This window comes from Nocardia puris (assembly GCF_036051655.1).
Taxonomy (GTDB): domain Bacteria; phylum Actinomycetota; class Actinomycetes; order Mycobacteriales; family Mycobacteriaceae; genus Nocardia; species Nocardia puris.
Window position 1 is genome coordinate 6,983,409 of record NZ_CP107943.1, and the last position, 20,638, is coordinate 7,004,046.

The following is a 20,638-nucleotide window of genomic DNA, read 5'->3' on the forward strand; positions in this document are numbered from 1 at the left end:
CGGCGTCCGGGGCCGGCACGTGAGCGCCGACGCGGGCCGGACGCTCGACGAGCTCTTCCGAGCCGAGATCACCGAACTCCCCACCGCGCCCGCCGCGAACTCCGAGCTCGACGCGGCGCAGTTGTGGGAGCTGTTCGAAGCCCAGGCCACCAGTAGGCATCTCGACTTCGCCGCGCGCGCACTGGGTGTCGCGCGGCGCGGGTACTACAGCATCGGGTCGTCGGGGCACGAGGGCAACGCCGCGGTGTCGGCGGCGCTGCGGGTCACCGATCCCGCTCTGCTGCACTATCGTTCGGGCGCGTTCTTCGTGCACCGGGCGCGGCGGGTGCCGGGTCTCGACCCGATCCGGGACGTGCTGCTCGGGGTGGTGGCCGCGGCGGTCGACCCCATCTCCGGCGGCAGGCACAAGGTGTTCGGCAGCAAAGCCGCGCACGTGATCCCGCAGACCTCGACCATCGCCTCGCATCTGCCGCGCGCGGTGGGGCTGGCGTTCGGGATCGAGCGCGCGGCGCGGCTGGGCCGGGCGACGGAGTGGCCTGCCGACGCGGTGGTGCTGTGCACGTTCGGCGACGCGTCGGCCAACCACTCCACCGCTACCGGGGCCATCAACACCGCGATTCATACGGCACACCAAGGGATTCCGGTGCCGATCCTGTTCGTGTGCGAGGACAACGGGATCGGCATCAGCGTGCCCACTCCCCCGGACTGGATCGAGCACGCCTACGGCGCGCGGCCCGGCCTGACCTACTTCACCGCCGACGGATGCGATCCGCTCGACGCGCTCGCCACCGCCCGCCGGGCCGCCGACTGGGTGCGCGAACACCGCGCACCCGCATTCCTGCGGCTGCGCACGGTGCGTCTGCTCGGGCACGCGGGGTCCGACGTGGAGTCCGCCTATCGCCGCGCCGCCGATATCGCCGCCGATCTGCGCCGCGATCCCGTGCTGGCGACCGGGCGCCTGCTGGTCACCTCGGGGATCACGAAACCGTCCGAGGTGCTGGCCCGCTACGACGACATCGCCCACCGCGTGGCGACGATGGCCGAATTGGTCTGGCGCGAGCCGAAACTCACCACGGCGGCCGCGGTGACGGCACCGCTCGCGCCGCTGCGGCCCGACGCCGTCCGCGCCGACGTCATCACCTCGGCGGTCCTCCCGGCATCGCGTTCGGGGGCGGATCATTCGCGCTTCGGCGGCTCCGAGCCCGACGACACGAACGGGAGCGTAGCGGAGCGGTCCGGCACGCAGCTCGATTCCACATTCGCAATCACCACGCCCACAACCCGTTCCGAACCACTCACGCTCGCCCAGGCCGTCAACCGCACCCTCGCCGACCTACTCGCCCGCGACTCGGATGTGCTGGTCTTCGGCGAGGACGTCGGGCGCAAGGGTGGCGTCTACGGCGTCACCAAGGGGTTGCAGAAACAGTTCGGCGCGCGGCGGGTATTCGACACGCTGCTGGACGAGCAGAGCGTGCTCGGCACCGCCCTCGGTACGGCGCTGGCGGGTTTCGTGCCGATCCCGGAGATCCAGTACCTCGCCTACCTGCACAACGCCGCGGACCAAGTGCGCGGCGAGGCGGCGACTTTGCAGTTCTTCTCGCACGGCCGCTACCGCAATCCGATGGTGGTGCGCATCGCCGGGCTGGCGTATCAGAAGGGGTTCGGCGGGCACTTCCACAACGACAATTCCCTTGCGGCGCTGCGGGATATCCCGGGCGTGATCCTCGCGGTGCCGTCGCGCGCCGACGACGCCGACGCCCTGTTGCGCACGTGTGTGTCCGCCGCGCGGGTCGACGGGCGGGTGTGCGTGTTCATCGAGCCGATCGCGCTGTACCACACCAAGGACCTGTATCCCGGCGACGGCGCGTGGCTCGCGCCGCCCGCCGCCGAGCATGTTCCGGTGGGTCGCGCCCGCGTCCACGGGGACGGCGCCGATCTGACCATCGTCACCTTCGGCAACGGCGTCCCGATGAGCCTGCGCGCGACGCACACGCTCGCCGCACGCGGTGCGCACGCGCGTGTTCTCGACCTGCGCTGGCTCGCGCCGCTGCCCGTCGAGGATCTGCTCACCCACGCCCGCACCACCGGGCGGGTGCTGGTTGCCGACGAGACGCGACGCTCCGGCGGGGTGTCCGAGTCCGTTTGCGCCGCGCTGCTGGACGGCGGGTTCACCGGCCGCGTCGCGCGGGTCACCAGCGCCGACAGCTTCGTCCCGCTCGGCCCCGCCGCCGACGCCGTGCTGCTGGACGAGGCCGGGATCGTCGCCGCCGCAGCGGAACTACTCGCGGATCGGCACTGATCCGCGAGTTACGGAATCGAGGCGGGGATCGTCGGCGCCACAGCCGAACTACACGTGGATCGCGACCGATCCGCGAGTTCCGGATTCGGCGCGCGGTTACGGGAAATACCCTGGAGCAGACGACGAAGTCCGCGGCGAAAGGGTAGGGCCATGACGATGTCCATCCTCGGTGAGGTGCGACCCGAGCACGATCCCGGCGCCGGCGACGACCGCGTCCTGCTGCACTACCTGCGCTCGTACCGCCAGCCCGTCCTCGAGGTCTGGTCGGCGTGCACCGCGCCCGCCCAGCTCGAACGCTGGCTGGGCAAGGTGTCCGGCGGTGGCGGCAACTTCACCATCGAACTGCTGGACGGCCCCATCCCCGGCCCGGTCGCGGTGCGCGTGGACCACTGCGCGGCCCCGCACGAACTGGTGATCCACATCGACGGCTGCATCCTCGAACTCCATCTCGGCCGCGTCGGCGTGCTCACCAACCTCGAACTCACCCGCCGCCACCTCTGCCACGCCGACGCCCCCGCCGTCGGCCCCCGCTGGCAGTACCTCCTCGACCGCCTCACCGCCTACCTCGACTACAAACCCCTCCCCACCTGGTCGGACTACCCACCCCTCACCGAGGAGTACCGCTAGCGCAGGAAGCGGTACCAGTCGCCGTCGAAGTGGGTGAACCGGTAGGCGACACTGTCGCCGGGGGACGGCACGGGCGGTTCGTGCTCGAAGTGCGCGAACCCGGCGGTGCCGATCAGCGAACTGCTGTTGTGGAACAGGCATCCGCCGGAATACCGGTCCACCCGCGTGATGGTGTACACCCCGAACCGGGACTGATCGTTCGTCGGCACACATTCGGCGGCCGCCGAGTTCATGGCGCCCTCGGACAGCCACCAGCCGAGACGCTCGGGCCCGCCCGACCACAGCAGCGACCACGACGCGAGCACCACCGCCGGCGCCACGAGGCTCAGCAGATTGCCGCGCCTGCGCAGAAACATCCCGCTCAACGTGCAGAACAACCACGACAGCCCCGCCAGCACCAGACCACCACCGGCGAGGAGCGTGTACGTCGCGTCACCGTCGACCAGTTGCCGCCAGATCGCCAACCCGCAGCAGAGCACCGCGACGGACCCCGTCGTCAGCGCCCACACCATCCACCACGCCGGCATCCCGCCGGCCCGCTCTTCACCCCCATCACGCATCACGCCACCGTACCGGCCGGGAATCAGGTGTCGTCGGTGGCCGGAAGGGCGACGGCGTACACCGCCTCGGCGAGTGCTGTCACTTGGGTGGCCATGCCCGGCTTGCGCAGGTGCGGGGTGCGAGCGAGGTCGTCGACCAGTGCGATCACGACCTCGGTCAGCAGGGTCGCCGCCAAAGGCGAGAGCTCCGGGCGGTGTTCGGCGAGGACGGCGGCCCATTCGGCGACCAGCTCGTTGCGCACGCGGCGGGCGGTGTCGGCGGCCGGGTCGCCCAGGTACAGGCGTTCGGTCACGGCGATGCCCGCCAGGTCCGGGAACCGGATGGCGAAGGACACGTAGTACTCGGTCATCCGCGCCAGGGCGTCGGCGGGGCGCGTGGCGGCACCCTTGGCGGTGAACAAGCCCAGCGTCATCCACTCGTTCACCCGGTTGATCAGGGCGCCGAGCACCAGTTCCTTGCTCGGAAAGTAGTGGTACACACTGGGTCCCAGAATGCCGGCCGCCTCGCCGATGTCCTCCACCGACACCGCCGGGTACCCGCGTTCGGCGAACAGCCGCGCCGAGTGCTCGAGGATCTGCTCGCGCCGGGAGGTGAGAGGCACGACCGCGGGGGCCGCCCCGGCCGGTTCGGGCGGATCCAGCAATGCGATCGCCTCGGCCGCCGCCAGCAGAATCCGGTCGGACTCCGGTCGCGGCAATGTCCGCGTGTGGTGACCGGTGCTGGCCACCACCGACAGCACCGCCCACGCGAGCAGTTCGACCGTGGGCGAACCGGCGCCGTCGGGCCCGCCGCGATAGTCCGCGATGAGATCGGCGATGCGGCGCGCGATCGCGGTGAGCCGGGTGCGGACGACCGCGCGTTCCTCCGGCCGCAGGTGCCGGGCCTCCCGTTGCCAGAGCACCGCGTGGGACCGGCCGTCGAGGGTGACCTCGACCAGCGCCGCGATCGCCGAGCGGAACCGCGCGCGCGGTGTGGACTGCGCCGCCGCCTCGTCCAGCGCGACGTTGTAGGGGTCCTGGGACGCCAGCGCCACCGCGTACAGCAGCTCGTTCTTGTTGCGGTAGTGCCGGTACAGGGCTCGGGCGGTCACCCCGACCGACCGGGCGATGTCCTCCATCCGCACCGCGGCGAACCCCCGCGCCGCGAACATGTCCGCCGCTTCCTTCGCCACGGACAGCCTGCGGTCGCGCGGCCTGCGCCCTGATGCGGCGTCGCCGGCGGTCGCGGTCATCGATCTCCGGCGGCGGTCACCGCGGAGAGTTGTTCGCGCAGCACGTGTTTGAGCACCTTTCCAGCCGCCGACAGCGGCAGTTCGTCGGCGAAACTGACCGATCGCGGCACCTTGTACCCGGCGATCATCTGCTTGGTGAACGCGCGGATGTCCTCGACGCCGGGCCGCGTCCCCGCGCGCGGCACCACCACCGCGTGCACGCGTTCGCCGTACCGGTCGTCGGGCACGCCGACCACCGCGCACGCGGCCACGTCAGGGTGACCGGTCACCGCGTTCTCCACTTCCATGGAATACACGTTCTCCCCTCCCGTGATGATCATGTCCTTGATCCGGTCGACCAGGAAAAGATAGCCGTCCGCGTCGAGATAGCCGCCGTCGCCGGTGTGCATCCAGCCGCCGCGCAGCGCCTCGGCGGTGGTGTCGGGCAGGTTCCAGTAGCCCCGCATCACGCCGTCCCCGCGCACCACCACCTCGCCGACGACGCCGGCACCGACCGGACGCTCCTCGCGGTCGACCACGCGCAGCTCGCAGTGCACGGCGGGCCGCCCGACCGACCGCAGCCGATCCGATCCGGGCCGGTGGTCGGCCGGGGTGAGCATGGTCGCCACCGGGGAGAGTTCGGTCATGCCGTAGGTCTGCACGCACTCGAGGCTCGGCACCTTCGCGAGCACACGCTCGAGCACGGTCGTCGGGATCGGCGCGGCCCCGTAGACGAGGCGCCGCAGACTGCTCAGATCGGTGTCGTCGCAGTCCGGGTGCTCGAACACCATGCGCACCATGGTGGCCACCAGCAGCAGGTCGGTGACTCCGTGCGCGGCCACGGCCCGCAGCACCTCGCCCGGCTCGAACCTGGGGATCACCACCTGGGTGTTGCCGAGCGTCGTGTGCGCGACCCACCCCGCCAGGTCACCGAGGTGGAACATGGGCGCGGCGTGCAGCATCGACCCGCCGGGGGTGGCGAACCCGCAGGTGGCCATGGCGCCGAGCGCGGAGGTCATCAGGTTGTCGTGGCTGAGCATCACGCCCTTGGCGCGGCCGGTGGTGCCCCCGGTGTAGAACAGGGCGGCGAGACTGTCTCCGCCACGCCTGCTGTCCTCGACCGGATCTGCGCCCGCGATCAATTCCTCGACCGGCAGCATGCCCTCGGGCGCGGGTCCGTCGCCGCACCAGACGAGCTCGGCCAGGCCCGGACACCGCGCGCGGACCGCAGCGGCCGTCTCGGCGAATTCGTCTCCGACACAGAGGATCTTGGTGTCGCAGTCGTTCAGCGACGCGGCGATCTCCGGCACGCTCCACCGGATGTTGACGGTGTTGAGCACGCCGTCGGCCCAGCAGGTGGCGAGCAGATAGTCGAGGTAGCGGTCGGAATTGAGGGAGAGCATGCCGACCCGGTCGTCGGCGCGCAGGCCGAGCGCGCGCAATCCGCCGGCGAAACGGCGCACGCGCTCGGCCTGTTCGGCGAACGTGCGGGTGCGGTCGCCGTAGACGGAGGCGACGCGGTCGGGGTGGGCGGCCAGTGCCCGGTGCAGTCCCTGCGTGAGATACATGACGCTGTCCTGGTTCTCGTGGCGGTTCGCGGTCAGGTGGTCAGCAGGACGCACGCCGCCACGCCGGGTGCGCCGTAGACCTGGGTGTAGCCGACCCGCGGCGTGCCGGGCACCTGCCGCGCCCCGGCCTGTCCGCGCAACTGCACGCAGATCTCGTGGATCTGGCGCAGCCCGGACGCGCCGATGGGTTCGCCGTTGCAGAGCAGCCCGCCGTCGGTGTTGATCGCGAGGCGGCCGTCGAGGGCGGTGGCGCCGGACCGGACGAGCCGCTCCTGTTCGCCGTCGGCGCAGAATCCGTTCTCCGCCATATGCATCAGCTCGGCGCCCGCCTCGGAATCCTGGAGCTGAGCCACCCGCACTTCGTCGGGCCCGATGCCCGCCATGTCGAAGCAGGCGGCCGCGGCGGCGACCGTCGGGGCGGGGGCACGCTCGGCGGGCAGCGAGGTCGAGAAGACCTCGAACGAGCCGAACTGCCTGGTGCGCACCGAGATTCCGCGGATGTAGACCGGAGTGTCGGTGTAGCGGTGGGCGTGCTCGGCCGGGCACACCACCAGCGCGGCCGCACCCTCGCTGGGCGCGCAGAACATGTACTTGGTGAGCGGGTGGTTCAGCATGGGCGCGGCGGCGATCTGTTCGGCGGTGAACGGCTCCCGGCGCCACGCGGTCGGGGTCCGCGCACCGTTGCGGTAGCTCTTGGCCGCGATCTCGGCGAGCAGGAACGGATCGATGCCGTGGTCGTGCAGGTAGCGGTTGATCTTCATGGCGAAGAACTGGGTGGTGAGCATGAGACCCGTGTCGCCGTACCAGGATTCGAGCCCGAACAGGGCGGGGTTCACGTCGAAGGCGCCGCGCGCGTGTTTGTCGAATCCGACGACCAGTCCCAGGCCGCCCTGCCCGGCGGCGACGGCGTTGCAGGCCATCGCCACCGCGCTGCCCGCCGTGGCGCATCCGTTGGACACGTTCACGAACGGCAGGCCGGTCAATCCCATCCACCGCACCAGGGAGTCGGCCGTCGTGCCCTCGCCCGCGGCGGTGTTGGCGCCGTAGGACCCGCCGAAAGCGAAATCTATGTCACGCCACTCGACTCCCGCGTCGCGCAGTGCGGCACGCGCCGCCAGCGCGCCCATCGCCACCGCGGACACCCCCGGATGCCTGCCGAACGGATACAGCCCGATGCCGACGATCGCGGTGTCCATGCGGTCACCCCCCGTCCTCGGCCAGGGGGCGGAAACAGTGGATCGACCGCGCGCCGCCCGCACTCTCGAACGCGCACAACCGCACCCGCATCGGCATTCCGATCGCCAGCGACTCCGGGTCCGCGCAGTCGATCCGGCCTTCGACCAACCCCTGACCCGCGAACTCGACGTATCCCACGGCGTAGGGGACGAATTCGCCCACCCCCGCGTACGGCGGTGATTTCGGCGGGAAGTTCTGGATCGTGAAAGTCCACAGCGTGCCGGTCTCGCGATACTCCGTCTCGAGCAGATCGCCGAGACCGCAGCGCGGGCAGGTCGACTGAACGGGGAAGGTCGTGACATCGCAAGGCGCGCAACGGCTGCCGAGCAGGCGCGGCGCGTCCGGCTCGCCGGTGAACAGGTGCGCGGCGAGGGGAGCGAGAACGTCCGGCATCAGCCCTCCGCGCCGATGAGTGCGTAGGCGAGCACGAGGGTTTCGTCGCCGTCGTTGAACCACCCGTGCGGTGTGCCGTTCTGCACCAGGCAATCCCCCGGGGCGACGGCGACTTCCACGCCGGGGCCGCGCATCGTGCCGTGCCCGCTGAGCACGACGACGTAGTCGACGGTCCGGGTGGTGTGCTCGCCCGCCCGTTCGGTGGAGAAGGTCTCGGCCGCGCCGGGCAGCGCCGCCTCCATCTCCGCGGCGGCCGCCGCCAGGTCGGCACCGGGCGGCGGAATGTAGTCGATTCCCGGTGGGATACACAGGAATCCGAACCGAACCCCGGGCGGGGCGGGATAGAACGGGGCCTTGCGGTCACCGTCGGACGCGGCGGCGACCGGCAGCGCGGGCTTGTCCGTCTCCCAGACGCGGTAGATCTCCACGCCGGGCAGCAGGGTCGCGGTCACCGGTTCGACGGGGCCGTCGTCGAGCACGACGGTGTCTCCGTTCGCGGCGGTACCGAGGACGATCCGGCGATTCTTCATGGGGGTGAACCTCTTTCGACAGGGTGCGGTCAGTGCGGGAAGGCGGCGGCGAACGCTTCGAGTTCGCGCGGGATGTCCGGCCCGGCCGGCTGGTAGACGATCTCGGTGGTGCCCGCCTCGGCGAGTTCGGCCAGCCGGTCCCGCCAGCGGGCCGGGTCGAGGGCGACGCCGGTGGCCGCCATCAGCTCGGCGGTGACGAACGGCCGGTCCCGGTCGTTCACCGAGTGCAGGTGCCCCTCGTGCAGGGCGAGGTGGCGTTCGCGTTCGGGGACGTCGCGATACGCGGTCTCGGCCCACTCGCGTGCGCCCGGGATCAGGTCGAACATGCCGAATTCGCTGGCCACGTGCAGCAATACGCTCGCGCCGTGTCCGGCGGCCGCGATCGCGCGCTCGGAGCCCGGGTCCTCGCCGTCGTCGAGGACGGTGCCGAACACGACCTGGGAGCTCCACGCGAAGCCGGGGATCGGTTTGGTCACGGCGAGCACACCGTCGGCGTGCTTGCGCGCCACCTCGATCCCTTTCGGCCCCTCGGCGGCCACCACCCACGGCACAGTGACGGGGCGGGCCGGGGCGAACGGCGCCTCGTGCAGCATCCGCATCGGCGCGCCCTCCCACTCGACCTGCTCACCGGCCAGCAGGGCTTTGACGGCTTCGATGTAGCCGGCGACATCGCGCCAGCGCGACGGTCGCTGCCCCATGCTGACCCGGCCGGTGAATCCGGTCCCGACGCCGACCGCGACGCGATCGGCGCCGGCGAGGGACACCAGTTCGGCGATCGCCGCGGCGGTCACCATCGGGTGTCGTAGCGAGGGGACGAGCACGCCGGGCCCCAGTCCGATGCGCTCGGTGCGCTCGGCGGCGCGGCACAGCTGGACCCAGACGTCGGCGTAGAGGGCGGGCGAATCGTAGAACCAGGCGCGCGCGTAGCCGAGTCGTTCGGCCACCCGCGCGTGTTCGTGGCTGGCCAGCGAACTGGTCAGCGAACACGACAGGGTGAGTGTCATCGGGGATCTCCCAAGGCGCGGTCTGCGGACTCGCCGAGCAGCGAAGTCCATGAAGACTAGATATGTCGTAGGTCATACCGTAGCACCGACTCCCCGCGGTGGGCAATGGTTGCTAGGTCGACTTGAAGAGCCGAATCCGCAGGGATCACCGCACTTACTGGCGCATGAGCTGGAAAGCGGGGCTGGACAACTAGCGTCCCAGGGGTGAAAGTCAATGGTGACTAGAATGACTACAACCGCGCTTCGGAGAGCGTCGACCACACCCGACAGGCTGGAGGTTCACCATGCAGCACCGTTCGCCCTGGGTGGACGACGAAGTCGCCGCGCTCGCGGAGATGGCCCGGCGTTTCATCACCCGCGAGGCGCTGCCGCATCGGCAGCGCTGGCTCGACCAGGGCCACGTCGACCGCGAATTCTGGCAGCGCGCGGGCGCGGCCGGGCTGCTGTGCGCGTCGATTCCGGAGGAGTACGGCGGTGGCGGCGGCACCCTCGCCCACGACCTGGCGGTGTTCCGCGCGCCCCTGCAACTGACCGAAACGGGATTCGGCATCGGCAACGCGGTGCACAGCGGCGTCGTGGCGCACTACCTGCTGGCCTACGGCAACGAGGAACAGAAACGACGCTGGTTGCCGGGTATGGCGGCCGGCACCGCGATCGGCGCGATCGCGATGACCGAACCGGACGGCGGCTCGGATCTCCAGCGGCTGCGCACCCGCGCGGTCCGCGACGGCGACCACTTCCTCGTGGACGGCGCGAAGACGTTCATCAGCAACGGAACCCAGGCCGACCTGGTGATCGTGCTGGCCAAGACCCGGCAGGGCGCGGGCGCGAAGGGCATCTCGCTGCTGCTGGTCGAGACCGGGAGCACCGCGGGATTCCGGGTCGGCCGCCGCCTCGACAAGATCGGCTTGCACGCCCAGGACACGGCGGAGCTGTTCTTCGACGCGATGCGGGTGCCCGCCGCGAATCTGCTCGGCGAACCCGATCGCGGCTTCGGCTACGTCATGACCCAGCTCGCCAGGGAACGGCTGCTGCTCGCCGACAGCGCGCTCGCGGTGGCCGAGGAGGCGCTCACCCTCACCGTCCGCTACACCAAGGAACGCCACATCTTCGGCGCGCCGCTGTTCGCGATGCAGAACACCCGCTTCGAGCTGGCGCGCTGCGCGACGCTCACCCGCACCACCCGTGCCTTCGTCGACGCCTGCGTCATGGACTGGTTGCGCGGCGAGCTCGACACCGCCTCGGCGTCGATGGCGAAGGCGCACGCCACCGAAGTGCAGGGTGAGGTCCTGGACCGCTGCCTGCAACTGTTCGGCGGCTACGGGTTCACGCTCGAGTATCCGATCGCGCGGATGTACGCCGACGCCCGCGCCCAGCGGATCTACGGCGGCGCCAACGAGGTGATGAAGGAACTGATCGCGCGGTCGCTGTAGCCCGCCGTCAGGCGGTCCGGTCGGCGACCGGGACGAGGTCGGCGAGGTGGGTGCGGAGGAGGTGGTTCACCTCGTCGGTACGTTCCAGTTGGACGAGGTGGCCCGCGTCGGCGATCTTGGTGACCGCGCGCAGGCCGGGGACGTGGGCGCGGAGGGTGCCGAGGGGGTCGCGGCCGCTGAAGCCTTCCATGTCGGGGTCGCGGTCGCCGTAGAGGAAGTAGGTGGGGACGGTGATCTTCGCGTCGGCGAAGTCGGCGGTGAGTTCCCAGTTGCGGTCCAGGTTGCGATACCAGTTCAGGCCGCCGGTGAAGCCGGTGCGTTCGAATTCGGTGGCCAGCGTGTCGAATTCGGACTCCGAGAGCCAGCGCCACGGTAGCGCGGGCGCGTCCGGCAGCACGTCGAGGTAGCCGGTGCCCTCGGCGGGAAACCGCCAGGTATCGAGGTAGTGGTAGTCGGCGCTCAGCGAATGGTAGACCCGGGCGAGGAACTCCCGAGGCCGCGCACCGAGCTCCGCATCCGCCACGCCCGGACGCTGGAAATAGTCGAGGTGCAGGAAGTGGCGCTGCGCCGCCTTCGCCCACAACTGCGACGGCGCGCGGGGCGGGCGCGGCGCGTACGGGTTGTTCAGCACGATCAGGCCCGCGACCCGCTCGGGCGCGCGCAGCGCCAGCTCCCACACCAGGGCCGCGCCGAAATCCAGCCCCACGAACACCGCGCGCGGCTCCCCCAGGTCGTCCAGCAGGCCGAGCAGGTCACCGATGACGGCGGCGTTGGTGAACGCCGACACGTCGTCGGGGCATTCGGTGCGACCATATCCGCGCAGATCGGGGGCCAGCGCGCGGTACCCGGCGGCCGCGACGGCGGCGAGTTGGCGGTGCCACATGAACCAGGTGTGCGGGAACCCGTGGCAGAAAACCACCGGATGCCCCGTGCCCTGCTCCGCCACGTGCAGCCGGATGCCGTTGGTCTCCACGATCCGATGCGTCAGTTCCACCGGTGCCTCCAAATCTAGAACCTGTTCTACATTCACGGTAGTGTCCCGGAGTTGTGAGCGGAATACCTGGGAATCTGCACGGCCGGGTCGCGGTCGTCACCGGCGCGAGCCGCGGCATCGGCAAGGGCATCGCGCTGGAACTGGGCGCGGCGGGCGCCACGGTGTACGTCACCGGCCGGTCCGCCGCCGCCGGACGGCTGCCGGGCACGGTGCACGCGACGGCGGAGGAGATCGACGCGCTGGGCGGCACCGGGGTGCCGTTCGTCTGCGACCACCGCGACGACGACGCGGTCCAACGCCTGTTCGAGCGCGTGCGCGAGGAGCGCGGCCGCCTCGACGTACTGGTGAACAACGTCTACAACTCCCCCGCCGCCGCGCGCTGGCTCGGCAAGCCGTTCTGGGAGGTGCCGCCCTCGGCGTGGGACGAGACCTTCGACGTGGGCGTCCGATCCCATTACGCGGCAGCGTGTTTCGCCGCGCCACTGCTGATCGCCTCGCGCGGGCTGCTGGTGAACATCTCCTCCCCCGGTTCGCAGCGCTATATGCACAACGCCGTCTACGGCGTCGCCAAGACCGCGCTGGACCGGCTCACGGCCGACCTCGCCCACGACCTCACCGGCACCGGCGTCACCGCCGTCTCCCTGTGGCCCGGCATCGTGAACACCGAACTGCTGCAAATGGTTCCGGCCGACGCGCAGGGACGCCGACTGGTCACACTGCCCGGCGAGGGCACCTTCGATCTGGCCGCCGCCGAGTCCCCGCACTTCCCGGGGCGCGCGGTCGCCGCGTTGGCGGCCGACCCGGATCGACTATCCCGCACCGGAAAGGCTTGGCGCGTCGCCGATCTCGCCGACACCTACGGATTCACCGACGTGGACGGGCGAATCCCGCGCTCCGGCTGAGCTATCCGGCGCAGACGGCGTCGACCACGCCGAGGAAATCCCGGACCGGCCGGGGCGGTTCGGGTTTCGCGCGCCAGGCGAGCAGGACGCGCGACGGCGGCGCGTCGGGAATCTCGCGGTAGACGACGCCCGGATGCGGCGCGCGGACGCGGGCGAGTTCGGGCACCACGCCGATGCCGCGCCCGGCGGCGACCAGCTCCAGCCATTCGTCGAAGTTGGTGCAGGTGACGACCTCGCGCACGGGGTCGGACTCGGGCCAGGACGCGGCGTCGGTGGTGCCGGAGACCGTGTTGACCACCAGCGGCCAGTGGGCCAGACCGGCCCACGTGCGGGGTTCGCCGGTCGCCAGCGCGGAAGACGCCGAGACCGCGAGCACCCGGCGTTCGGTCGCGATCACCCGCGAGGCGAACCGGCTCGGCAACCGAATATGCCTGCGGTACACCGCGATATCGATGGTGCGGGCGTCCAGCGCGGCGATCGGGTCCTCCACCCGGCGCGGGCGCAGCCGCCCGCCGCGCGCCTCGTACCGTTCGCGCACCGCCGCGAACCAGGCGTCGGGCAGCAGCCAGGCGAAACCGATCTCCACCGCCGAGCGGCGCAGCAGTTCGGCGCGCACCGCATCGATGTCGGCGACGATGCGCCGGGCGTGCTCGAGCAGCGTGGCCCCTTCGTCGGTGAGGCCGAAGCGGCGCGAAGTGCGTTCGACCAGACGGCATTCCACGAGCCGTTCGAGCTGCTGGACGGTCCTGGTGAGCGCGGGCTGGCTCATGTGCAGGCGAGCGGCGGCCCTCGTGTAGTTCGCCTCCTCGCACAGCACGAGGAATGCGCGCAGATGCCGCAGCTCGATATCCATGCATTCAGCGTATACATGGTGCGCAAGAGGCATTTCCTGGAGGGGGTGGCCGGGCTGCCCAGCCGCCCCCTCCGGGCAGCCGTTACCGCGCGAATGCGCTCACTTCCGTGGGAACGGACTGTTGATCGTGGTGAAATACTGGGCGGCTGCCATGATCGCGACGGGCGCGGTGACCAGAATCTGCCCCGCGACGGTGCCCAGAGCGCCTACGGCGAGAACGCCCCCCAGGCAGCCGACAGCAGCCGCGGGAATGAACGGCCCGAACAGGCCGACGATAGTGGCCGAGGCGACGGTAGCGCCGACGATGCCGCCGAGCACGCAGCCCACGGCGGCGCCCCCGAGCCCGCCGACGAGTGTGCCGACCGCCGCCCCCATGGAGATGGTGGACGTCAGGCGACTCCACGCGGCCTGCTCACGTTCGTATTCCGACTTCCACGGCGCCTGGTCCTCGTACGGCAGAGCCACCGGGTGGTACCGCGCGTGCGCCACGCCGAACTCCGGCGTCAGGGTCGCGGTCCGCCCGCTGATGTCCGCGGCGATCGGAAATACGAAGTCGTCTACGCGGAAGGACAATTCGGCGCCCGCCAGCACAGTCCCGTCGTCCGCGAGGACTTTGAACGTGCCGTCCTCGACGATCAGCGAGCCTGCATCGGTGGTGATCACGGTCGCACCCTCCGCGGCCGACGCGGTGAACGCGACGCCCTCGGGCTCCGGCGCGGCGCCCGCCGCGCCCGCTCCCACGCCGAGCGCTGTGACCAGCAGTGCGCAGGTCGCGGCCAGACTTCTTCTCATTTCGGTACTCCTCATCCCTACCGGCCGGTGCGGATCCACCGGCCTCGGCGAGAAGACCGTCGCGAAGATCTCCGCGGTCGGCGCGTCGGCACGGCCTTTGTCTGTCGCACGATCGACAACGCCTATCGCCACGCCGCGATTACCCGTCGCTCCCCGAAACTCGACTCGACGAACAAGCGAGGAGGACGCGGATGGCGCGGCTGCGGATCGACGCGGTGTCGAAGCGATACGGCGAGGCCGAGGTGGTGTCGGGGGTGTCGCTCGACGTCGCCGACGGCGAGTTCCTGGTGCTGCTGGGCCCGAGCGGCTGCGGCAAATCGACACTGCTGCGGCTGGTCGCCGGACTGGAGACGCCCACCTCGGGCCGAGTTCTCCTGGACGACAACGACATCACCGAGACCGCGCCGCAGCGCCGCGACCTCGCCATGGTGTTCCAGAGCTACGCCCTCTACCCGCACCTGACGGTCGAACGCAATATCGCCTTCCCGTTGCGCGCCCGGCGCCACTCCCGCGCGGAGATCGCCGACCGCGTCGCCCGTGCGGCCGATGCGCTCGACCTCACCCCGCTGCTGCGCCGCAGGCCCGCGCAGCTGTCGGGCGGCCAGCGGCAGCGCGTGGCGCTGGCGCGCGCCATGGTGCGCGAACCCGGCGCGTTCCTCATGGACGAGCCGCTGTCGAACCTGGACGCGAAGCTGCGGGGCGCGACGCGCGCCGGTCTCATCGACCTGCACGACCGCCTCGGCGCGACCTTCCTCTACGTCACGCACGACCAGGTGGAGGCCATGACGATGGCGAACCGCATCGCCCTGCTCGACGCCGGGCGCCTCGCCCAGATCGGTTCGCCCACCGAGCTGTACGACCGTCCGCGATCCACTTTCGTGGCCGGTTTCCTCGGCGCGCCACCGATGAACCTGCTGGCCGCCACTGTCGTGGAACGCGACGGTGAACTGCGCGCTGTCGCGGACGGATTCGACGCCGCCCTCGGCATCACGGGCGCGCAGCGGGCGAGAACCGTCACCGTGGGCGTGCGCCCCGAGCGGCTGCGCCTGGTCGCGGCGGGCGCGTTGCGCGGACGGGTGACGCTGGTGGAGAACCTCGGCAGCGAGGAACTGCTGCACGTGGATCTCGGCGGCGGACGCCGGATCTGCGCACGCGCACCGCGTCCCGCGGGCCCGCGCGCGGGCGACCTCGTCCAGCTCGACGCCGAGCCCGCCGACCTGCACCTGTTCGATCCCGGATCCGGGCTGCGCCTGGAGTGGATCGACACCGAATCCCCGGCCCTGTCCGTGGCCTGAACCTTCACTGCCCCAAGTTTTTCCGACACCGAGGAGATACCTTCCCGTGAAACGTCCAGCCTCCCTCGCGGGCCTGGCCCTGGCGACCGCGCTGCTGGTGGGCGCCTGCGGCGGATTCGGCGCCACCGCGGGCGAATCCGCCGACGCGACGGCCCCGATCCCCGAACTCGCACCGGACCAGCAGGTTTCGATCGTCTTCGAGTCCTACAACTACGGCATGGCCGGCGCGTGGACCGACACCTTCGACGCCCTGATCGACGAATTCCACGCCGCGCACCCGAATATCACGGTGACGCCGCGGAAACCGCAGGGCAACAGCCCCAATCCGGCCACCGACACCATCTCCAGCATCCAGAGCCAGATCGTCGCGGGCGCACCGCCCGACGTCGCGCAGCTCGGGTTCAGCGATCTCGACTTCACCGTGAACCAGTTGCGCGCCAAGCCCTTGGACACGCTGTTCGGCACCGAGGCCGTGCAGCGCAACTTCGACGGCGCACGCCACCCCTACGCCGACACCGCCCGCACGCTGGCGGATTGGGACGGCAAGACCTACGGTGTGCCGTTCGTGTTCTCGACGCCGGTGCTGTACTACAACGCCACGCTGTTCGCCGAGGCCGGCCTCGATCCGTCCCGCCCGCCCGCGACCTGGCAGGAGGTGGCCGACGCGGCCGCCGCGATCGCCGCGGGCACCGGCAAGGACGGCGTCTACATCGACTGCCTCACCAAGGCGGCCAAGGATTGGTGCTTCCAGTCGCTGGTGCGCTCCAACGGCGGACGCGTGATCTCCGAGGACCGCACCACCCTCACCTACGCCGACGACGCCGCCGTCGAAGTCGCCGCCATGGCACAGGATCTCGTGCGTTCCGGCGCGATGCCCGCGCTCAACCAGAAGCAGGGCTACGAGGCGTTCGGGCGCGGTGAGATCGGCATGATCCTCGAAACCAGCGCCGTCCAGGGTCAATTCGTCACCGGGGCGAAGGACCGCTGGGATCTGCGGTCCGCGCCGATGCCGAGCTTCGGCGGCAAGCCGACGGTGCCCACCAATTCCGGTGCGTCGCTGTATGTCCTGGCGGAGGACGCGGCCAAGCAACGCGCGGCGTGGGAACTGATCACGTTCCTCACCAGTGAGCGGGCGTACGTGCGGATCTCGCAGGGCATCGGGTACCTGCCGCTGCGCACCGGGTTGCTCGACGACCCCGAGGGACTGCGGGACTGGGCGGCGCGCAACCCGCTGCTGGCCCCGAATGTCGCGCAGCTGGCGACCATGGAGCCGTGGATCTCCATGCCGGGCAACAACTATCTCCAGATCCGGGACGGCATGATGGAGGCCGTCGAAGCGGTCGTCTTCCAGGGCGCCGATCCGAAGTCCACGCTGACCGCCGCCCAGGTGCGGGGCGCGACACTGCTGCCGGCCGCATGAACGCCGTCACGGTCGTCCAGCTCACCGACACGCACCTGCGCCGCGAGGGCGAACTGGTGCACGGCGCGGTCGACACCCACGCCACCCTGCGGCGCGTCCTGCACCGCCTGGTGGCCGCCCGCAGACCCGTGGACGCGCTGGTGCTCTCGGGCGATCTGGCCGACGACGGCGCACCCGAGGCGTATCGGCGGCTGCGCGCGCTGATCGAGCCCGCCGCCGCCGAACTCGGCGCGAAGGTCCTCTACGCCATGGGAAATCACGACGAGCGGGTCGCGTTCGCGGCGGAACTGCTGGACCGCGAAACCCACACCGACTCCCCGATCGACAGCGTGGCGGAGGTCCGCGGCCTGCGGATCATCGTGCTGGACAGCACGATTCCCGGCCTGCACCACGGGCGGTTGCTCCCCGGACAGCTCGCGCGGCTCGCCGCCGAACTGCGCGTCCCGGCACCGCGCGGCACGCTGCTGGTGCTGCACCACCCGCCGATCCCCTCGCCGATCACCGGGCCCGACCTGCTGCGCCTGCGCGATCCCGAGGGCCTCGGCGGGGTGCTCGCGGGCTCGGATGTGCGGCTGATCGTGTGCGGGCACAACCACGCCACCGCCACCGGAGCGCTGGCCGGTGTTCCCGTGTGGGTCGGTCCGGCGCTGTCCTACGGCATCGACACCTTCGCGCCCGCCGGACGGCACCGGGGTTTCGCGGCGAGCGGTTTCAGCCGCATCGACGTGACGGAAGAGGCCGCGGTGGTGACGGCGGTCGACGCCACGCCCGCCCGCGCCGTCTACGACCGCGACGAGCGCGTCGTTCTCGACCAACTCGCCGCGCTCGGTTCCGGGCGGGAGTGAGCCGGTGTTCGTCCTCGAAGCACCACCGGCGCAGCCGGATTCACCGAGCGCCACACCGGCGTCGCGGCCTCGGCTGCGGCGCGCGGGCCGGGCGGCCGTGCCCTACCTCTACCTGCTGCCCGCGCTCGCCTTCCTGGTGGTGTGGACCTACCGGCCGCTGGTGCAGGCGGTCGAGCTGTCGATGTATTCGTGGAACCTGCTGCCCACCTCACCCGCCGAACCCGTCGGCACGGCGAATTACCGTCGGCTGCTGGAGCTTCCGTCGTTCCGCGACTCGCTGGTTCGCACGGCCGTCCTGATCGGCGGGCTGCTGCCGTTCACCGTGCTGCTCCCCCTCGCGCTCGCGCTGCTCGGGCGGCGCGTCGGTGCCCGCGCCCGAACCGTCTATCAGGCGCTGATCTTCACGCCGTTCCTCGTCGCGCCGGTCGCCGCGGCGGCCGTGTGGCGGTGGCTGCTGCATCCCGGCGGCGGCGCTGTCGACCGGCTGCTGGGCTCCGGGCGCAACTGGGTGTACGACGCCACCACCGCGCACCCGGTCATCATCGCGATCACCGGGTGGCAACTGCTGGGCTTCGCCACGCTCGTCGTCGCGGCCGGATTGGCCGGGATCAACCCGGATTACGACGAGGCCGCCCGCGTCGACGGGGCGAGTTCCGGACAGATCCGGCGCTGGATCACGCTGCCGCTGCTCACCCCCACGCTGCTGTTCCTGGTGCTCACCACCGTGCTGCTCACCCCGACGCTCACCTTCCCGCTCATCGATGCGATGACCCAGGGCGGCCCCGCGCAGGCGACCACGAACGTCTACTACCTGTTGTGGGACTATGCCTTCCACAGCTTCGACGCCGGGCTCGGCGCGGCGGCGGGTGTTCTGCTCTTCGGCGGATTCGCCGTGATCGCCGGGGTGCTCGTCCGGCTCTCGGAAAAGGTGTCGTTCCATGACGATTGAGCGAATCGGCGCGTTCGCGGCGCGGTTCGGCAGCCACCTGGTCCTCGGGATCATCGCGCTGATCTGCGTGTTTCCCGTGTACTGGTTGTTCGCGACGGCGTTGCGGCGGCCCGAAGACGTGATGTCGCTGTCGCCGGTGCCCTGGCCGCTCTCGGTGGCGAACTTCGCCGACGCGGCTCGGAAGGTCGATCTGGCACAGCTTTTCGTGAACACCACCGTCGTGGCGTCGGTCTCGGCGGCGGCGCAACTGCTGGTCGCGCTGCTCGCGGCCTACGCGTTCGCCGTCTACACCTTCCCGCTGCGGCGGGTGCTGTTCCTGGCGTTCGTGGGCGCGTGGCTGGTGCCGTTCCAGGTGACGATGCTGCCGAACTACGTGCTGCTCAACCAGTTCGGGCTCATCGACACCTTGCTGGGCGTGATCCTGCCGACGGTGTGCTCCGCACTGGCGGTGCTGCTGTTGCGCCAGCACATGGCCGCGTTCCCCCGCGAGCTGATCGACGCCGCGCGCCTCGACGGCCGCTCGTCGTGGTCGATCCTGTGGACCGTGGTGGTGCCCAACCTGCGGCCCGCGCTCGCGGCGCTGAGCATCCTGCTGTTCGTGAACGCGTGGAACGAGTACTTCTGGCCCGCCGTGGTGCTGCGCCGGTCCAACGGCGTGCTGCAACTCGGCTTGCGCAGCTTCATGGGCACCGAGGGCGACGACTGGGGGCCGATGATGGCGGTGGCCGGGCTGGCGTGCCTGCCGGTGCTACTGCTGTATCTGGTGCTCCAGCGCCAGATCGTCCACGCGTTCGTGCGCTCGGGGTTGAAGTGACGGCGCCGCGTCGACGCGGGTGGCGGTGATCGCGTCGAGGAACAGCTCGACCGCCGGATTGTGCTCCTCGGCGCGCCACACGGCGAACAGGTCCAGCGTCGGCACGGGGTCGAGCAGTTTGACCGCCACCGCCCCGCTGTCGGGCGCGCCCATATTCATCGACCGGGCGCGGGGCAGGGAGGCGAAGCCGACGAACGGGCGCACCGACACCATGTGCGCGGTCGCGCCGGGATCGTCGGCGGTCTGGGCGACGTCGAGGCCGATGCGGTTGTCGGCGGCCGCGCGGAAGATCGAGTCGTACATGGCCGGGCACTGGTCGCGGGCGAACAGCACGCACCGCTGCTCGGCCAGTTCGGCGAACCGCACCCCGGTGCGCCCGGCCCAGCGATGCGTCCGGCCCACCACCGCGACCAGCGGGATGCGGCGCAGCAGCGGGCGGTAGCGGAACGCGGCGGTGCTGGGGTGCCCGTAGACCAGGGCGAGGTCGAGGGTGCCGTCGGCGAGTGCCGCCAGCTGCGGACCGGTCCGCTTCTCCCACAGCGACACGGTGATGTGCGGATGCTCGCGCGCCAGGTGGGCGAGCACGTCCGGGAGCACGTGCTTGCTCGCGGGCAGGTTGTAGCCGACGCTCAGGCTGCCGGAGTGCCCCGCCGCCGCGAGCTTCGTGACGGCCGCGGCGCGGTCGAGCTGGGCGACGATGGCGCGGGCCTGGCCCTCGAACTCCCGCCCGGCGGCGGTGAGCCGCACCTCGTGGGAGTTGCGGACCACCAGCTGGACGCCGAGAGACCGCTCCAGTTTCTGCAACTGGGCGCTCAGGCTGGGCTGGGTGAGGTGCAGGCGCCCGGCGGCGCGGCCGAAATGCAACTCCTCGGCCAGGGCGAGAAACGAAACGAGATGCCGCAGCTCCATGCCG

General features: G+C 71.0%; 20 protein-coding genes. 9 read left to right on the top strand and 11 right to left on the bottom strand.

Going from position 1 to position 20,638, the window contains the following annotated elements:
• Positions 1–19: 19 nt before the first annotated feature.
• Together OHB21_RS32400 and OHB21_RS32405 are read left to right on the top strand one after the other, a co-directional pair.
• A complete protein-coding gene (locus tag OHB21_RS32400) occupies positions 20–2,299 on the top strand; it encodes a thiamine pyrophosphate-dependent enzyme (RefSeq protein WP_195124465.1) in 2,280 nt (759 codons plus the stop codon).
• Positions 2,300–2,449: 150 nt separating this feature from the next.
• Entirely contained in the window at positions 2,450–2,926 is a 477-nt protein-coding gene (locus OHB21_RS32405) for an SRPBCC family protein (protein WP_067509505.1), read from the top strand.
• On the opposite strand, the gene OHB21_RS32410 is transcribed toward OHB21_RS32405, so the two are convergent.
• Genes OHB21_RS32410 through OHB21_RS32440 form a run of 7 tightly spaced genes read right to left on the bottom strand, consistent with a single transcriptional unit; the run spans position 2,923 to position 9,428 of the window.
• A complete protein-coding gene (locus OHB21_RS32410) occupies positions 2,923–3,486 on the bottom strand; it encodes a hypothetical protein (protein ID WP_113974902.1) in 564 nt (187 codons plus the stop codon). The genes OHB21_RS32405 and OHB21_RS32410 overlap by 4 nt on opposite strands.
• A gap of 23 nt (positions 3,487–3,509) precedes the next feature.
• Positions 3,510–4,718: a TetR/AcrR family transcriptional regulator gene (locus OHB21_RS32415; RefSeq protein WP_067509509.1), complete on the bottom strand. Its 1,209-nt coding sequence runs from the start codon at positions 4,716–4,718 to the stop codon at positions 3,510–3,512.
• The gene (locus tag OHB21_RS32420) at positions 4,715–6,319 is read right to left on the bottom strand and encodes a long-chain-fatty-acid--CoA ligase (protein ID WP_324191870.1); all 1,605 of its coding nucleotides are present in this window, start codon (positions 6,317–6,319) and stop codon (positions 4,715–4,717) included. Before OHB21_RS32420 ends, OHB21_RS32415 begins: the two co-directional genes overlap by 4 nt.
• Entirely contained in the window at positions 6,298–7,461 is a 1,164-nt protein-coding gene (locus tag OHB21_RS32425) for a thiolase family protein (protein ID WP_195124467.1), read from the bottom strand. Before OHB21_RS32425 ends, OHB21_RS32420 begins: the two co-directional genes overlap by 22 nt.
• A gap of 4 nt (positions 7,462–7,465) precedes the next feature.
• Positions 7,466–7,894: a Zn-ribbon domain-containing OB-fold protein gene (locus tag OHB21_RS32430; protein ID WP_195124468.1), complete on the bottom strand. Its 429-nt coding sequence runs from the start codon at positions 7,892–7,894 to the stop codon at positions 7,466–7,468.
• Complete coding sequence (locus OHB21_RS32435) at positions 7,894–8,424, bottom strand: cupin domain-containing protein (protein ID WP_067509516.1); 531 nt, start codon at positions 8,422–8,424, stop codon at positions 7,894–7,896. Before OHB21_RS32435 ends, OHB21_RS32430 begins: the two co-directional genes overlap by 1 nt.
• A 29-nt stretch (positions 8,425–8,453) precedes the next feature.
• Positions 8,454–9,428 (bottom strand): LLM class flavin-dependent oxidoreductase, encoded by a 975-nt coding sequence (locus tag OHB21_RS32440; protein ID WP_067509518.1) that lies wholly within the window; start codon positions 9,426–9,428, stop codon positions 8,454–8,456.
• A gap of 284 nt (positions 9,429–9,712) precedes the next feature.
• Here OHB21_RS32440 and OHB21_RS32445 point away from each other — a divergent pair, with 284 nt between their 5' ends.
• The gene (locus OHB21_RS32445) at positions 9,713–10,861 is read left to right on the top strand and encodes an acyl-CoA dehydrogenase family protein (RefSeq protein ID WP_067509520.1); all 1,149 of its coding nucleotides are present in this window, start codon (positions 9,713–9,715) and stop codon (positions 10,859–10,861) included.
• 7 nt (positions 10,862–10,868) lie between these two features.
• Here OHB21_RS32445 and OHB21_RS32450 read toward each other — a convergent pair whose 3' ends face one another.
• On the bottom strand, positions 10,869–11,855 hold the full coding sequence (locus OHB21_RS32450) for an alpha/beta fold hydrolase (RefSeq protein ID WP_067509522.1): 987 nt from the start codon (positions 11,853–11,855) through the stop codon (positions 10,869–10,871).
• 53 nt (positions 11,856–11,908) lie between these two features.
• On the opposite strand from OHB21_RS32450, the gene OHB21_RS32455 reads away from it, so the two are divergent.
• Positions 11,909–12,757, top strand: coding sequence for an SDR family NAD(P)-dependent oxidoreductase (locus OHB21_RS32455; RefSeq protein ID WP_067509524.1), 849 nt, complete (start codon positions 11,909–11,911; stop codon positions 12,755–12,757).
• Between the two features lies 1 nt (position 12,758).
• On the opposite strand, the gene OHB21_RS32460 is transcribed toward OHB21_RS32455, so the two are convergent.
• A complete protein-coding gene (locus tag OHB21_RS32460) occupies positions 12,759–13,610 on the bottom strand; it encodes a LysR family transcriptional regulator (protein ID WP_067509526.1) in 852 nt (283 codons plus the stop codon).
• Positions 13,611–13,709: 99 nt separating this feature from the next.
• Complete coding sequence (locus tag OHB21_RS32465; RefSeq protein WP_067509528.1) at positions 13,710–14,402, bottom strand: hypothetical protein; 693 nt, start codon at positions 14,400–14,402, stop codon at positions 13,710–13,712.
• Positions 14,403–14,593: 191 nt separating this feature from the next.
• Here OHB21_RS32465 and OHB21_RS32470 point away from each other — a divergent pair, with 191 nt between their 5' ends.
• From OHB21_RS32470 to OHB21_RS32490, 5 genes are read left to right on the top strand one after another with little or no spacing between them, the layout of a single operon-like run.
• Complete coding sequence (locus tag OHB21_RS32470; protein ID WP_067509530.1) at positions 14,594–15,697, top strand: ABC transporter ATP-binding protein; 1,104 nt, start codon at positions 14,594–14,596, stop codon at positions 15,695–15,697.
• Between the two features lie 46 nt (positions 15,698–15,743).
• Complete coding sequence (locus OHB21_RS32475) at positions 15,744–17,117, top strand: ABC transporter substrate-binding protein (protein ID WP_067509532.1); 1,374 nt, start codon at positions 15,744–15,746, stop codon at positions 17,115–17,117.
• Entirely contained in the window at positions 17,114–17,962 is an 849-nt protein-coding gene (locus tag OHB21_RS32480; protein ID WP_067509534.1) for a metallophosphoesterase, read from the top strand. Before OHB21_RS32475 ends, OHB21_RS32480 begins: the two co-directional genes overlap by 4 nt.
• A gap of 4 nt (positions 17,963–17,966) precedes the next feature.
• Entirely contained in the window at positions 17,967–18,911 is a 945-nt protein-coding gene (locus OHB21_RS32485; protein ID WP_084537688.1) for a carbohydrate ABC transporter permease, read from the top strand.
• Positions 18,901–19,725, top strand: a complete 825-nt coding sequence (locus OHB21_RS32490) for a carbohydrate ABC transporter permease (RefSeq protein WP_067509536.1) — start codon at positions 18,901–18,903, stop codon at positions 19,723–19,725. Before OHB21_RS32485 ends, OHB21_RS32490 begins: the two co-directional genes overlap by 11 nt.
• Here the strand turns inward: OHB21_RS32490 and OHB21_RS32495 are convergent.
• Positions 19,660–20,634: a LysR family transcriptional regulator gene (locus OHB21_RS32495; RefSeq protein WP_067509538.1), complete on the bottom strand. Its 975-nt coding sequence runs from the start codon at positions 20,632–20,634 to the stop codon at positions 19,660–19,662. The genes OHB21_RS32490 and OHB21_RS32495 overlap by 66 nt on opposite strands.
• Positions 20,635–20,638: the final 4 nt, after the last annotated feature.

Bases quoted from the DNA above. Each gene is read 5' to 3' on its own strand.
- OHB21_RS32430 (WP_195124468.1), bottom strand. From the start codon at position 7,894: ATGCCGGACGTTCTCGCTCCCCTCGCCGCGCACCTGTTCACCGGCGAG.
- OHB21_RS32470 (WP_067509530.1), top strand. From the start codon at position 14,594: ATGGCGCGGCTGCGGATCGACGCGGTGTCGAAGCGATACGGCGAGGCC.
- OHB21_RS32405 (WP_067509505.1), top strand. From the start codon at position 2,450: ATGACGATGTCCATCCTCGGTGAGGTGCGACCCGAGCACGATCCCGGC.
- OHB21_RS32480 (WP_067509534.1), top strand. From the start codon at position 17,114: ATGAACGCCGTCACGGTCGTCCAGCTCACCGACACGCACCTGCGCCGC.
- OHB21_RS32440 (WP_067509518.1), bottom strand. From the start codon at position 9,428: ATGACACTCACCCTGTCGTGTTCGCTGACCAGTTCGCTGGCCAGCCAC.
- OHB21_RS32425 (WP_195124467.1), bottom strand. From the start codon at position 7,461: ATGGACACCGCGATCGTCGGCATCGGGCTGTATCCGTTCGGCAGGCAT.
- OHB21_RS32410 (WP_113974902.1), bottom strand. From the start codon at position 3,486: ATGCGTGATGGGGGTGAAGAGCGGGCCGGCGGGATGCCGGCGTGGTGG.
- OHB21_RS32465 (WP_067509528.1), bottom strand. From the start codon at position 14,402: ATGAGAAGAAGTCTGGCCGCGACCTGCGCACTGCTGGTCACAGCGCTC.
- OHB21_RS32445 (WP_067509520.1), top strand. From the start codon at position 9,713: ATGCAGCACCGTTCGCCCTGGGTGGACGACGAAGTCGCCGCGCTCGCG.
- OHB21_RS32490 (WP_067509536.1), top strand. From the start codon at position 18,901: ATGACGATTGAGCGAATCGGCGCGTTCGCGGCGCGGTTCGGCAGCCAC.
- OHB21_RS32415 (WP_067509509.1), bottom strand. From the start codon at position 4,718: ATGACCGCGACCGCCGGCGACGCCGCATCAGGGCGCAGGCCGCGCGAC.
- OHB21_RS32460 (WP_067509526.1), bottom strand. From the start codon at position 13,610: ATGGATATCGAGCTGCGGCATCTGCGCGCATTCCTCGTGCTGTGCGAG.
- OHB21_RS32495 (WP_067509538.1), bottom strand. From the start codon at position 20,634: ATGGAGCTGCGGCATCTCGTTTCGTTTCTCGCCCTGGCCGAGGAGTTG.
- OHB21_RS32435 (WP_067509516.1), bottom strand. From the start codon at position 8,424: ATGAAGAATCGCCGGATCGTCCTCGGTACCGCCGCGAACGGAGACACC.